Source organism: Neisseria sp., assembly GCF_041804105.1.
Taxonomy (GTDB): Bacteria; Pseudomonadota; Gammaproteobacteria; order Burkholderiales; family Neisseriaceae; genus Neisseria.
Window position 1 is genome coordinate 1 of sequence record NZ_JBHCJY010000060.1, and the last position, 13,435, is coordinate 13,435.

Genomic DNA, 13,435 nt, shown 5'->3' on the forward strand with positions numbered 1-13,435 from the left:
AAGCCCATGAACTTTCAAGACTATGTCCGCCACGATGCCGTGGGTTTGGCGGAGCTTATCCGTAAAAAAGAAGTTTCCGCCGACGAAGTGTTGCAGGCGGCCTTGAACCGTTTGGACGAAGTCAACCCCAAGCTCAATTTTCTGGCACACGATTTGCGCGAGCGGGCGGCGGCGTGGCGGATGCCGTCTGAAAACGCCGACGCGCCGCTCTCGGGCGTGCCGTTTCTGCTCAAAGATTTGCTGGCCGACTGGGAAGGCGCGCCCACTTGGTCGGGTTCGCGCATGATGCAGAACCACATCGCCAAACAAAACAGTGACTTAACCCAAGCCTACCTGAACGCGGGGCTGCGCGTGTTCGGCAAAACCACCACGCCCGAATGGGGCGCGTATCCCGTTACCGAAACGGAAATCTACGGCATCACGCGCAATCCGTGGAATTTAGACCACACCGCAGGCGGCAGCAGCGGCGGTGCGGCGGCGGCCGTTGCGGCGGGCGTGGTGCCTGCGGCGCACGGCAGCGACGGCGGCGGTTCCATCCGCCTGCCCGCGCACAACTGCGGCCTGTTCGGCCTGAAACCCACGCGCGGGCGCACGGCTTACGGGCCGCTGCTCTCCGAAGCGTGGCAGGGTTTGGTGTGCGACCACGCGCTCACCCGCAGCGTGCGCGACAGCGCGGCCTTGCTCGACATCGCCGTGCAGACCCAACCGCAGGTGCTCTATGCCTGCCCGCCGCCGCCCGCAAACGGTTTTTCAGACGGCCTGAAACAGGAAACAGGCCGTCTGAAAATCGCGTTTTGGCAGCGCGACTGGCTGTGCGGCCAAGGCAACGATGCGGGCACGGACGCGGCGTTCGCCCACAGCCTGAAACTCGTGCGGGACGCTGGGCACGAATTGGAAGAGGCCTCGCCAGAATTCGCCGCGCCCGAGCTGCTCAACCGCGCCGCGCGGGTGCTGGTGATGGGCGAAACGGCCAAGCTGTTTTACCACTACCGCCGCGAAACGGGGCGCAAACTGCCGCACCATCTGCTCGAACCCGTCACTTGGGCGTTGATTGTGCAGGGGCGGCAAATCAGCGCGGGCGAAATGGCGTGGGCGCGCGACATCATGCTGGCGCAGGAACGCGCGGCACGGCGGTTTTTCGCACGCTACGACGTGCTGATGATGCCTGTCTGCCCGCGCACCACGCCGAAAGTCGGCGAAATGCTGCCGCCCCAAGGCGCACAGAAAATCATGCGCCTGCTGTTCGGCACGCTGGGTTTGGGATTTTTATTGAAAAACAATCCGCTGCTGGAAAAAGAAGCCGCCGCCACGCTGAACTACGTCGGCTACACCTCGCCGATGAACATGAGCGGCAACCCCGCCATGAGCGTGCCGCTCTACCGGCACGACGGCCTGCCCGTCGGCACCCAGTTCGCCGCCGCGCACGGGCGGGAAGACGTGCTGTTCAAGCTCGCCGCGCAGCTGGAACAGATGCAGCCGTGGACGGATGACATGCCGCCGTTGTGACGGCGTTCAGCGCAAAGTCCACGATGTTTTTTCAGACGGCCTTTTTAGGCCGAGACCTTGTAAACAAAAATCTCCAATCCGTCATTCCTGCGCAGGCGGGAATCCAAGCTTATCAGCAACAGAAATATATTGATGTTCCGAATGACCGCCTGCGCGGGAATGACGGGTATAGCCTTTCAAATTCAATCCGGGTTTGCAAAGTTTTCAGGCTGCTTGGAAACAGCCGTTCCCTGCGGGCAGAAACAATGCCTGTCTGAAAAAACATTCAGACGGCCTATCCCCGCCCTCCCTCTAACTTTTCAGACAGGCATTCCGCACCATGACCGCAACCGGCAACAAACTGCTTTTCCTGCCCGGCGCATCCGGCAGCACCGGATTCTGGCAACCCGTTATCGACCATTTGCCGCCGTCGTTTGACTGCGCAGTACAGCCCTATCCCGGATTTTGGGGCGAACCGCCGCAGCCCGACGTGAACAGTTTAGAAGACTTAAGCCGTTGGATTATCGGAAAAATTCAGAAGCCGGTCATTCCGGTGGCGCAATCGATGGGCGGCATCATCGCCGTACAGGCCGCCTTGCAGAAACCGCATCTGGTGCGCGGTTTGGTGTTGGCCGCCACGTCGGGCGGCATGGACATGCGGCGTTTCGCGGCGGCGGACTGGCGCACCGATTATCGGGTGGAAATGGCGCAGTTGCCGCAATGGTTTGCCGATGCCCCGCCGCAGGATTTTTCGCCCGACTTCGGCCGAATCCGCCAAAAGACCTTGCTGATTTGGGGCGGTCGCGATGCCGTCAGCCCGCCCGCCGCAGGAGAGTTTTTGCAACGCTCACTGCCCGACGCGCGGCTGATGGTGGTGCCGCAAGGTGGACACGACGTGGCCTTCAGCCATGCCGGCGAAGCGGCGCGACTGATTGAGCAATTTGTTTCGGCTTTGGCAGACGGTTGAATCGGGGGGCAGACAGGCAACCGATGCTTGGCATGCTTGTCTGATGCCGCACACCGCTACCAAAATAAACTTTTTCAGACGGCCGGAGAGCAAAAAACCGCCGGAATATCGGATATTCGGGCAAATCGCGACGATGCGGCAACAGCAGCACACACAATCGGCAAGCAGTATAAACGCAGCCTTAAATCATGTTCCGACACAGTTTTAAACCCAAAAGGCCATTTAAAATGACAATTTCAGACGGCCTCCTGTTCCAGGCCGTCTGAAAACACAAATCCTACCTGAAAGAAAACAGAAAATATGCAGAAAATCATCCATTTCTTCCGTTCCGAACCTGCTGCGGGCATTGTGCTGATGCTTGCCGCGCTCTCGGGCATGGTTGCGGCCAACGCTCCCGTATCCGCCGCGTATTTCGGCGTGATGAACGGCTATGTTGCCGGATTAAGCGTGCTGCATTGGATAAACGACGGCCTGATGGCGGTGTTTTTCCTGTATGTGGGGCTGGAAGTGAAACGCGAACTGCTGCAAGGGGAATTGGACAGCAACAGCAAACGCTTCCTGCCTGCGCTGTCGGCCTTTGCAGGCTTGGCCGCTCCTGCGCTGATTTACCTGCTGTTCAACAGCGCGGACGGCCCGACGGCCGACGGCTGGGCCATTCCCGCCGCCACCGACATCGCTTTTGCGCTGGGCGTACTCGCATTGTTGGGCAGGCGTGTGCCCGTATCGCTGAAAATCTTCCTGACCGCGCTGGCGATTATGGACGATTTGGCGGTCATCGTGATTATTGCGCTGTTTTACACCGAACAAATTGCCTGGCCGTATCTCGCGCTGGCGGCCGTTACGTTCGGCGCATTGGTGTACTGCAACCTGAAAGACTGTATCCGCAGCACACCCTATCTGCTGCTCGGCCTGCTGTTGTGGTTTTTCTTTTTGAAGTCGGGCATCCATGCCACGCTCGCAGGCGTGCTGCTGGCCTTTACCGTTCCGCTGCGCGTTACTGCGGCTGCGGGCGAACCGCCGCTGCTGAAATGGGAACACGGTTTGGAAAAATGGGTGGCGTTTTTGGTTGTACCCGTTTTCGGCTTTGCCAACGCGGGCGTGTCGTTCGACAACTTTTCTGCCGAAACGCTGTTCTCGCCCGTGGTTCTCGGCATCGCACTCGGCCTGTTTCTCGGCAAACAGCTCGGCATTTTCGGCACGGTGTGGCTGGCGGTCAAACTCGGCTGGGCGAAACTGCCCCATGGTGCAAGCTGGCTGCAGGTGTACGGCGTGTCGCTGCTGTGCGGCATCGGTTTTACCATGAGCCTGTTCATCGGTCTTTTGGCGTTCGACGATCCCGTCTTGCAGGATTACAGCAAAGTCGGCGTATTTTTGGGTTCGCTGCTGGCCGGTTTGACGGGATATGCGGTATTGCGGCTGGCTCCGGCCAAAAAAACGGAATAACCCCGCCCGAACAACCGAAGGCCGTCTGAAAAACGTTTTCAGACGGCCTGTTCCATACTTTTTCAATCCGTACCGTTTTGCGCTTACAATCGCTTTTTTTCAGACGGCCTGACACACAAGGAAACACACCATGGCAAAAGCCCCCAAAACCGTTTACCAATGCAGCGAATGCGGCGGCACTTCGCCCAAATGGCAGGGCAAATGCCCGCATTGCGGCGAGTGGAACACGCTTCAGGAAAGCCTGGCCGCGCCCGAGTCGAAAAACGCGCGTTTCCAATCGTGGGCGGCGGATACGGCGCAAGTGCAGGATTTGTCGCAGGTTAGCGCCATCGAAGTACCGCGCGAGCCGACCGGCATCGGCGAACTCGACCGCGTGCTCGGCGGCGGCCTGGTCGGCGGGGCGGTGATTCTGCTCGGCGGCGACCCCGGCATCGGCAAATCGACGCTGCTGCTGCAAACCGTGGCGGTGATGGCGCAAAGCCGCAAAGTGCTGTATGTGTCGGGCGAAGAATCGGCGCAGCAGGTGGCGCTGCGCGCGCAGCGTTTGGGTTTGAAAAGCGAAGGCGTGAACCTGTTGGCCGAAATCCGCATGGAAGCGATTCAGACGGCCTTGAAACAGCACGAGCCTGCCGTTGTCGTTATCGATTCGATTCAAACCATGTATTCCGACCAAATCACTTCCGCGCCCGGCTCGGTTTCGCAGGTGCGCGAGTGCGCCGCCCAGCTTACCCGCATGGCCAAGCAGATGGGCATTGCCATGATTTTAGTCGGCCACGTGACCAAAGACGGCGCCATCGCCGGCCCGCGCGTGCTGGAGCATATGGTCGATACCGTGCTGTATTTCGAGGGCGACCAGCATTCCAACTACCGCATGATACGCGCCATTAAAAACCGCTTCGGCGCGGCCAACGAATTGGGCGTGTTCGCCATGACCGAACACGGCCTGAAAGGCGTGTCCAACCCGTCGGCGATTTTTCTCGCCAGCTACCGCGACGACGTGGCCGGTTCGTGCGTGCTCGTGACGCAGGAAGGTTCGCGGCCTTTGCTGGTGGAAATTCAGGCACTTGTTGACGACGCGCACGGCTTCACGCCCAAACGCCTCACCGTCGGCCTCGAACAAAACCGCCTCGCCATGCTGCTGGCCGTTTTAAACCGCCACGCGGGCATCTCCTGCTTCGACCAAGACGTGTTTCTCAACGCCGTCGGCGGCGTGAAAATCGGCGAACCCGCAGCCGATTTGGCCGTCATCCTCGCCATGCTCTCCAGCTTCCGCAACCGCCCGCTGCCCGAAAAAATGGTCGCCTTCGGGGAAATCGGCCTGAGCGGTGAAGTCCGCCCCGTCGCACGCGGGCAGGAACGGCTCAAAGAAGCGGAAAAACTCGGCTTCAAACGCGCCATCGTGCCGAAAGCCAATCTGCCGCGCAATGCGAAAGAGTTTCCGAATTTGCAGATTTTCGGTGTCAGCACCTTGCAGGAAGCGGTGGAGGTGTGTAGGAATGCCGGAGAATAAACAGAGTCTGAGACCTTGGCAAAATTCGAAAATACTCAAAAATCCCTAATCCGTCATTCCCGCGCAGGCGGGAATCCAGATCTGTCTGCTTCAGGAATATTTATAAATTACAGAAAGTTAAAATTCTGGATTCCTGCCTGCGCGGAAATGACGGCATAGGTTTCCAAGTTTGAACCGGGTTTGCAAAGGCTTCAGGCCGTCTGAAAAAACAAACATTTATGCCGCCGTAAAAAGCGGTTAACCATACCCATCAAACAGCCCTGTTTCCCGACCATGAACGCCCGTACCGCCAAACACAAAAAAACGCCGCCTTTTTGGCGGAAATGGATAAAACCCGACAGCAACGCAGAAGAAGTATTACTCATTATTTTCTATATTTTTCTAGTATTTAGTGCATTTTTACTGGTTAGCCTGCTGATGGATTGGCTATTTTCCCGTCCAACCAAATTCAAGCCGCTTGCATGGTATCTGATTGCGGCATCAGGCGGATTGCTGCCGCTTTTTCTGGCAGCACAATGGCTGCTCCAACGCCGGCGGCATCCGCCCAAACCATCACGCAAACCGCGCCAAAGGAACAGTCAAAAGCAGACAGGCCGTCTGAAAAACCTTGCCGAAGGAATATGGTGGACTGCGGTGGCCTTTATACTCGGTACCCTGCCTGCCGTGTTTGTCGTCAAAACCGCCGTTATCGTCATTCACCACGGCTTTATCCGGCCGCAAACCGTGTCTGCGGAAATTACGGATTTTTATCCGGACAGTGAACACTGCAGCGAATGGCAACTCAAACTCGACGACGGCCGCATATTTCGAGTATGCGACACCGGCCGCGAAGAACACGAAATCGGACAGCGCGTATCGGTAGAAATGTATGAAAGCCCGTTGGCTTATGAATTACATTATGTCGCCGACCTGCCCGAAACAAAGCAATAAACATCAGGCCGTCTGAAAACCGGTTTTTCAGACGGCCTTAACATTTCCAAACCGCACCTGCCGCCCCGCCTGACAAAACCCGAACGCTCAGGCTATAATCCACCGCCTGTTTTCAGGAAAAACCAAGGACAAACCGATGAAGAAAATTCTGCTTACCGCCGCCGTACTCACACTGTCTGCCTGCGGGTTCCACCTGAAAGGTTCGGCGGGCTTCGACCAAGCCCTGCCCTACCAAAGCTGGCAGGTCAACGGCCAAGGCTTGCAGCAGGCTTTGGAGCGCGCGCTGCGCCGTGCCGACGGCAAACCCGTTTCCGCGCCCGAAGCCCAAGCCGTCATCACGGTAACGGAACTGCAAAACCGCCGCGACATCCACACCATTACCCGCGCGGCCGAAATCAACGAATATATGCTGACGCTGCGCGTAGTGGCCCAGGCTTCCCGCAACGGGCAACCGCTAGGCGCGCCGATGGAAGTGGTGGTCAACCGCAGGATGGACTACGCCGACAGCGAAATTTTAGGTAAAGCCGAAGAAGAAAACACCATCTGGGCGGAAATGCGTACCGACGCGGCCGAACAGATCGTCCGCCGCCTGACCTTCCTGAAAGCGCAATAATGGCCGCGTTCGACATCGCGCAGCTTACGCCCGATATGCCGCTGAAACCGCTGTATGTGGTGCACGGCGAAGAAGACCTGCTGCGCATCGAAGCCTTGGACACTCTGCGGCAAGCAGCAAAAAAACAGGGCTATCTCAACCGCGAAGTCTATACGGCGGACACGTCGTCCGACTGGAACGAGCTGTTGCAGTCGGCAGGCAGTATGGGGCTGTTTGCCGACTTGAAACTGCTGGAAATCCACATTCCGAACGGCAAACCGGGCAAAGCGGGCGGCGATGCGCTGCAAACGCTGGTCGAACACCTGCCCGAAGATACCGTCGTCATCGTGATGCTGCCCAAGTTGGAAAAGGCGCAAACCCAAGCCAAATGGTTTGCCGCGCTGTCCAAACACGGCGTGATACTCGAAGCAAAAGCCGTGAATGCAAACGCGTTGCCGCAATGGATTCAAGGCCGTCTGAAAAAACACGGACTCGACATCGAAACCGAAGCGCTGTCGCTGTTTGCCGAACGCGTGGAAGGCAACCTGCTGGCGGCCAAACAGGAAATCGACAAGCTCGCCCTGCTGCATCCGAAAGGCCATCTCGTCAACATGGCGGATGCCGAAGCAGCGGTGGCGAATGTGGCGCGTTTCGACGTGTTCCAACTGGCGGGGGCATGGATGGGCGGTGATGCCGCACGCACCGCGCGGTTGCTCGAAGGTCTGGAAGCGGGTGGCGAAGAACCCGTGTTGCTGCTGTGGGCGGTGGCCGAGGACATCCGCACGCTCATCCGCCTGACCGCCGCAATCAAGCAAGGGCAGAGTATACAGGCCGTGCGCAACAGCCTGCGCCTGTGGGGCGACAAACAAACGCTTGCGCCGATGGCGGTCAAACGCATCAACATCAACCGCCTGCTCGAAGCCCTGCAAACCTGCGCCCGCATCGACCGCATCATCAAAGGCGCGGAAGACGGCGATGCGTGGGCGGAATTCAAGCATCTGGTTACGCGGTTGGCAATATGATGCCGTAAATACCGGAAAAATTTTTCCGGCAGACCCGTTCCCGACAGCCTTTCATCACGCATTAACCCGTTTCCCTATACAGCCCTCGAAGCCGTTCTCCGCCGCAAACAGGCTGCATCCCGACAGCCGAATCTCATGCCAAACAGCCGCACCGTCTCCGCTGTCTCTTCCGTTCCGTTTTCCATTCTGCCGCGCCAAGCCAAGAACCTTTCCCGCGCCGCATGAAACGCTGTAAAATACGGTTAAACCCTAAGGCCGTCTGAAAGCCCGCACAATCCGTTTCAGACGGCCTTCACAACCCCGTTACGAAAGAAACACACCCTTATGGACAACAAAGCCAAACTACGCCTTGCCGGCCTGCTGTTGCTGGCCACCGCCGTTTTAAGCCTGATACTCGTGCTGTTTACCGATTCATGGCCGATTGCCATCCTGCTCGCCGTCCTCATTATGGCCGGAGCGTGCGGCGGCTTTTACTGGACATCCCGCCGCCAGCAGCGCCAGTTTCTCGAACGCCTGAAAAAATTCGACATCGACCCCGAAAAAGGCCGTTTCAACGAAGCCAACCTGCGCCGCATGTACCACAGCGGCGGACAAGCCCAGAAAGATGCCGTAACCATCCTGTGCATGTCGCAGAAATGCTCGGTAGACGAAGCCCACGCCATGTTCAAAAAACGCCCCACCAAACAGGAACTCAACCAGATGGCGGCGAAAATGTCCAAAGGCCAGAAACGTCCGCACCGCTGATGCGTGCCAAGGCCGTCTGAAAAACATTTTTCAGACGGCCTTTGTTACGGCAAACCGTTTTTGACAGCCGCAGCAAACGGCTTTACCGAACCGCCATCTGTGCCTGCCTGAAAACAACGGCTTGGCAGACTGCTTCAATTTGCCGACTCTGCCAAAATGCCACAACCAGACCACAGTTTCCGTCGTCATGTCACCGCCGCTGCGAAGCATACTCCGCTATGCCACAGCCGAAAAACATACCGCCGGCAGGTTCCACATCCCGAAAACACCACACCGACCATGATGCCCACCGCCCCACTCAAACGCCGTTTCGCCGCCCTACTCTACGAACTTCTGCTCGTCGGCGCTGTAACCGTGCTTGCATCGTTCGCCGCAGGTGCCGCCGCCATGTTGTTGAACAAACTCTCCCCCCTGCCTGCCAGTTTCGCAGCCATCTTGATTCTGATGGGCGCGTGGTGGATGTATTTCAAAATCTGCTGGCACAAAAAAGGCGGTACGCTGCCGATGAAGGTATGGCAAATCGGACTGACCGATCTGTCCGGCGCACGTCCCGTCCCCAACCGTCTGCTCCTGCGTTTCATGTGGGCATGCGTATTCCTCGTTTTCATCCCCCTGCTCGCTTATGCCGCCCTGCGTCATTGGGGCGGTATTCCGCCCAAACCCGCCTTCGGTGCGGCCCTGATTTGGTGGATGTTGCCGTGGGGCTTTGCACTGTTCCATCCCGACAGGCAGTTTCTGTACGACTTTCTCTCCGGAACGCGGCTGGTGGATCTGAAAACTCCGTCCAAACCGGAAAATCCTATTGGATGATGCCCGCATTAACTTACGCAAGCCGGCCGCACCGTTCCTTCAAAAGCAGAAATTCGCCGTCTCTGATAAAAAACCCTTTTTATTCAAATACCTGAAAACATTAACTGTAAATTCCTGCCTTTACGGGAATGACGGAGATTGAACAATACCGTACAAATCAAAATACCGCGCAACCACATAAAGGCCGTCTGAAGCCCATTTCAGACGGCCTTACGCTACCCGCTTGTATCAATACTTCCATTGCCGGGCAGATACCGTTATCCGTTGCAACAGCGTAACCGCGCAAACTGCAAAATACCGCAAAAACACCGCAGGTTCTTAGCTGCCGTTATGCCGCTCATTATGCAGAGGCCGTCTGAACATTTTTCAGACGGCCTCTGCTTCGCAACGGGCTTCAACTTCCCGTTTGCCCGAAGCGCACAAACGCTTCCTGCTTCGCTTTTGCCTTGCCCGAATCAACCGCTTCCCGTGCGGCTTCAAGGCCGTCTGAAATATCGGAGACCACATTGCCTGCATACAGGCAGGCTGCCGCGTTGAGCAAAACGATGTCGCGCGCCGCACCTTTTTCACCGCCCAAAACGCGCTTCATCACAGCCAGCGATTCGGTACTGTCGGCCACTTTGATGCTGTCGAGATTCGGATAAACAGGCAGGCCGAACTGTTCGGGATGGATGTCGTATTCGGCGATGCCGCCGTTACGCAGCTCCGCAATTCGGGTGCTGCCCGTTACCGTGATTTCGTCCAGCCCGTCGCTGCCGTGCGCCACCAGCGCGTGCTGCGAGCCGAGCTGCTGTAATACGCGGCTGAGAATGCCGCACAAATCGATATGGAACACACCGATCAGCTGGTTCGGCGCACCTGCGGGGTTGGTCAGCGGCCCCAAGATATTGAAAATACTTCGGAAACCGAGCAGGCGGCGCACAGGTGCAACATGGCGCATGGCACTGTGGTGGTTTTGCGCAAACATAAAACCGATGCCGATTTCGTCGATACTGCGGCCGACTTGTTCGGGAGTCAGCGCCAAATCGGCTCCCATCTGTTCCAACACATCGGCCGCACCGCTGGACGATGACACCGACCGTCCCCCGTGTTTGGCCACTTTCGCCCCCGCTGCCGCCGCAACGAACATGGCGGTTGTGGAGATATTGAAGGTTTTCGCACCGTCGCCGCCCGTACCGACGATGTCCACCAAATGTCCTTTTTCCCCCGATACGGGAACGGCGGCGGCAAATTCGCGCATCACGGAAGCGGCGGCGGCGATTTCCGAAACGGTTTCGACCTTGATGCGCAGTCCGGTAAGAATCGCGGCCAGCTGTTCCGGCGGCACTTCTCCGCGCATAATCTGACGCATCAAATCCGTCATTTCATCGTAAAACAGTTCGTTGTTGTCAATCAGGCGTGCAATGGCCTGCTGCGGGGTAATCATTTTTGCTTCCTTTGAGACTGGCTTCATCATCAACAAATAAAAAATCGATACTGTGGGACGGCTGCTTTGAAAATAATGCGGAAAGTTTCTGACCGCCGTCAGTCCCGCACCGATAAAAATCCATGCGATATGTATCGTTTTAAAATCCATCTGCTGCATAAGGGCCGGTAATCAGGACAAACGGGATGGAAACTTTGCTCATCACTTCAGGCCAAGTACATCCGTATTAAAAATACCGGCTCGCGGCAGACAGGTTTTGATTATAGACAAGGCCGTCTGAAAACCACAAATGCTTTTCAGACGGCCTACCTAAAAGATTCAACACGATGAATCGGCGATAGTACCCCACATCACCACACTATCCGCCGCATACAATGCCATCCCGTTTCAGTTTCCATACCTTTTAACGGGACATCATGCATAATCTTGCAGTTATCCTGTTCAACACAGCATCAATGCAGCGGCATTTTCAGACGGCCTGCCAGTGAAATCTTGCCGTCCTCCGCTTTGTTTTGCGGTTCGTGTGTTTTGGCGGCCTGAACACGGGCGGCATGTTCGGCAGGCGTCTGCCACGGCTCCGGCTCTCCCGCACGCAGTCGGGCGGCCTGTTCCGCTTCCGATTTGATGCGCGCGGCTTCACGTGCTGCAGCATACCGGGCGGCTTCTTCAGCCGCTTTCAGTTCAGCGGTACGTATCCTGCGGGCATGCTCTTCCGCTGCTTTCAATTGTGCCGCGCGTTCTGCTGCCGCTTGGCGTGCAGCCAATTCCGCCGCCTTTCTTTCGGCGGCACGCATTCTGGCAGCGCGCTCTTCTGCCGCTTTCAAACGCGCCGCACGTTCGGCCTCTTCCCTTTCGCGTGCAGCCTGCTCCTCCAAAGCTCTTTGACGGGCGGCACGGGCAGCAGCCTCACGCTCGCGGACTGCCTGCTCTTCGGCAGCTTTCTGACGGGCGATACGTTCCGCGGCTTCACGTTCTCGAGCAGCCTTCATCCGTGCCGCGAATTCAGCGGCTTCACGCTCTCGGGCAGCCTGTTTTTCTTCAGCCCTTCTTCGCGCTTCGCGCTCGGCAGCCTCGCGCTCTCTGGCGGCCCATTCGCGTGCGGCTTTCAAGCGTGCAGCGCGTTCCGCTTCCTCACGCTCGTGTGCAGCCTGTTCTTCCTCAGCTTTCCGACGGGCTGCCAGCTCGGCCTGTATGCGTTCCTGTTCGGCGCGCTCTTGTGCGGCTCTTCTGTAAGCCTCCTGCTCCGCCGCCAGCCGCTCGCGTTCGGCCTGTTGCTCCTCCATCCGTTTGCGGGCTTTAAGTTCGGCTGTTTTGAGTTCCTGATCGGCCCATTCTTTTGCCGCTTTCAGACGGGCTGCTCTTTCAGCTTCTTCTCGTGCACGTTCAGCCTGCTCTTCTTCCGCTTTCCGTTTTTCCTCTGCTTCGACTTCCGCACGTTTTTGCACCAAACGCTCTTCGGCTTCCTTCAGGCGGGCGGCACGTTCTTCAGCTGCGCGCTCAGCTGCCGCACGTTCTTCCTCCTCGCGGCGTTTGGCGTTTTCAGCCTCAACCGCCGCAGCCTCCCTTGCACGCAAGGCTTGTTGTTCAATCTGTTTCACGCGCTCCGCACGCTCTGCCTCTTCGCGTTCGCGTTGCACTCTTGCTTCTTCATCCAACTTCGCGGCTTCCGCTTCGGCTGCCCGTGCAGCACGCTCTTCCGCAAAACGGATTGCGGCGGCACGGATTTCAGCAGCCCGTGCTTCAGCAGCCAACTCTTCAGGCGTTTTTTTGGCATCGGCAAAAGCTTTGGCAGCGGCAACGGCTTCCAAGTCAATCGGCGGCGGCAACAAATCGGCCAAATTTTTCTTTGCCGCAGGCACCGGCGGAACAACCGCGGCAGCTTGGGCAACGGGAACGGCTGCCGGCTTAAATTCTTCTACCTGTTTCCGCTCCGCATCAGGTGCGGAAACCGTTTCCTTCAATGGCGCAGGCGATCCTGCAAGCCATGCGCAGGCCATGATGGCAAAAATACACAACCACAACCAAGTATAAGCGGCAGCGGTTTCAAAATCCGACGGCGGCAGCCACAAGATACCGATATGGCGGTAGGTATTGATGAGATTGACCACCCATGAAACCAGCACCAACACCAAAAATACGGCCAGTGCACTGATCAGGATCAGGCGCAGGCCCGAAAAATCGCGGCGGGCGCGGCCTGCATTGATGATGACAGCCGAAATCAGCGTCAACGGCAAACCGGTAAACGACGTATAAAACACGATTTCCAGCAGATGGCTGAAAATGCCGTCATTGCGGGCAGGAAAGCCGGCTTGGGCATCTGCCCACTGGACAATCTGCCAGTTGAGTTCCATCAGCATCAGCGATGCGGCAAAACCGCCGAGCATGGCATAAAGAAAAACTTGCGGGTGGGGGTAATAACGGTTTGGCATTTCCAACAGCCTTTGTTTCCGGTGTTTGGTCGAACACCTGTATTTTTTAGCAGCAGACAATCCGGTTTTGCCTTAAC

At 57.5% G+C, this 13,435-nt stretch carries 11 protein-coding genes; 9 read left to right on the forward strand and 2 right to left on the reverse strand.

Features of this window, described 5'->3' with window-relative positions; all coding sequences use genetic code 11:
- Window positions 1-6: 6 nt before the first annotated feature.
- From ACEYDX_RS05815 to ACEYDX_RS05855, 9 genes are all read left to right on the forward strand, one after another.
- A complete protein-coding gene (locus ACEYDX_RS05815; protein WP_373741119.1) occupies window positions 7-1,506 on the forward strand; it encodes an amidase in 1,500 nt (499 codons plus the stop codon).
- A 319-nt stretch (window positions 1,507-1,825) separates the two neighbouring features.
- Window positions 1,826-2,452: an alpha/beta fold hydrolase gene (locus ACEYDX_RS05820; protein WP_373741086.1), complete on the forward strand. Its 627-nt coding sequence runs from the start codon at window positions 1,826-1,828 to the stop codon at window positions 2,450-2,452.
- Between the two features lie 300 nt (window positions 2,453-2,752).
- Window positions 2,753-3,895: a Na+/H+ antiporter NhaA gene (gene nhaA, locus ACEYDX_RS05825; RefSeq protein WP_373741087.1), complete on the forward strand. Its 1,143-nt coding sequence runs from the start codon at window positions 2,753-2,755 to the stop codon at window positions 3,893-3,895.
- Between the two features lie 130 nt (window positions 3,896-4,025).
- Window positions 4,026-5,405: a DNA repair protein RadA gene (gene radA, locus ACEYDX_RS05830; RefSeq protein ID WP_373741088.1), complete on the forward strand. Its 1,380-nt coding sequence runs from the start codon at window positions 4,026-4,028 to the stop codon at window positions 5,403-5,405.
- 273 nt (window positions 5,406-5,678) lie between these two features.
- A complete protein-coding gene (locus tag ACEYDX_RS05835) occupies window positions 5,679-6,335 on the forward strand; it encodes a hypothetical protein (protein WP_373741089.1) in 657 nt (218 codons plus the stop codon).
- Window positions 6,336-6,471: 136 nt separating this feature from the next.
- Window positions 6,472-6,948 (forward strand): LPS assembly lipoprotein LptE, encoded by a 477-nt coding sequence (lptE, locus tag ACEYDX_RS05840; protein ID WP_373741090.1) that lies wholly within the window; start codon window positions 6,472-6,474, stop codon window positions 6,946-6,948.
- Window positions 6,948-7,949: a DNA polymerase III subunit delta gene (gene holA, locus ACEYDX_RS05845; protein WP_373741091.1), complete on the forward strand. Its 1,002-nt coding sequence runs from the start codon at window positions 6,948-6,950 to the stop codon at window positions 7,947-7,949. Before lptE ends, holA begins: the two co-directional genes overlap by 1 nt.
- Window positions 7,950-8,273: 324 nt before the next feature.
- Window positions 8,274-8,693 carry a hypothetical protein gene (locus ACEYDX_RS05850; RefSeq protein WP_373741092.1) on the forward strand — a complete coding sequence of 140 codons (420 nt, stop codon included), beginning with the start codon at window positions 8,274-8,276 and terminating at the stop codon, window positions 8,691-8,693.
- Between the two features lie 279 nt (window positions 8,694-8,972).
- Window positions 8,973-9,503, forward strand: coding sequence for an RDD family protein (locus ACEYDX_RS05855; RefSeq protein ID WP_373741093.1), 531 nt, complete (start codon window positions 8,973-8,975; stop codon window positions 9,501-9,503).
- A gap of 394 nt (window positions 9,504-9,897) precedes the next feature.
- Here ACEYDX_RS05855 and trpD read toward each other — a convergent pair whose 3' ends face one another.
- Both trpD and ACEYDX_RS05865 read right to left on the reverse strand, forming a co-directional pair.
- Window positions 9,898-10,929 carry an anthranilate phosphoribosyltransferase gene (trpD, locus tag ACEYDX_RS05860; RefSeq protein WP_373741094.1) on the reverse strand — a complete coding sequence of 344 codons (1,032 nt, stop codon included), beginning with the start codon at window positions 10,927-10,929 and terminating at the stop codon, window positions 9,898-9,900.
- Window positions 10,930-11,381: 452 nt separating this feature from the next.
- A complete protein-coding gene (locus ACEYDX_RS05865; RefSeq protein ID WP_373741095.1) occupies window positions 11,382-13,358 on the reverse strand; it encodes a hypothetical protein in 1,977 nt (658 codons plus the stop codon).
- Between the last annotated feature and the right edge of the window lie 77 nt (window positions 13,359-13,435).

Bases quoted from the DNA above. Each gene is read 5' to 3' on its own strand.
- lptE (WP_373741090.1), top strand. From the start codon at position 6,472: ATGAAGAAAATTCTGCTTACCGCCGCCGTACTCACACTGTCTGCCTGC.
- nhaA (WP_373741087.1), top strand. From the start codon at position 2,753: ATGCAGAAAATCATCCATTTCTTCCGTTCCGAACCTGCTGCGGGCATT.
- holA (WP_373741091.1), top strand. From the start codon at position 6,948: ATGGCCGCGTTCGACATCGCGCAGCTTACGCCCGATATGCCGCTGAAA.
- ACEYDX_RS05815 (WP_373741119.1), top strand. From the start codon at position 7: ATGAACTTTCAAGACTATGTCCGCCACGATGCCGTGGGTTTGGCGGAG.
- ACEYDX_RS05835 (WP_373741089.1), top strand. From the start codon at position 5,679: ATGAACGCCCGTACCGCCAAACACAAAAAAACGCCGCCTTTTTGGCGG.
- ACEYDX_RS05865 (WP_373741095.1), bottom strand. From the start codon at position 13,358: ATGCCAAACCGTTATTACCCCCACCCGCAAGTTTTTCTTTATGCCATG.
- ACEYDX_RS05850 (WP_373741092.1), top strand. From the start codon at position 8,274: ATGGACAACAAAGCCAAACTACGCCTTGCCGGCCTGCTGTTGCTGGCC.
- ACEYDX_RS05855 (WP_373741093.1), top strand. From the start codon at position 8,973: ATGATGCCCACCGCCCCACTCAAACGCCGTTTCGCCGCCCTACTCTAC.
- radA (WP_373741088.1), top strand. From the start codon at position 4,026: ATGGCAAAAGCCCCCAAAACCGTTTACCAATGCAGCGAATGCGGCGGC.
- ACEYDX_RS05820 (WP_373741086.1), top strand. From the start codon at position 1,826: ATGACCGCAACCGGCAACAAACTGCTTTTCCTGCCCGGCGCATCCGGC.
- trpD (WP_373741094.1), bottom strand. From the start codon at position 10,929: ATGATTACCCCGCAGCAGGCCATTGCACGCCTGATTGACAACAACGAA.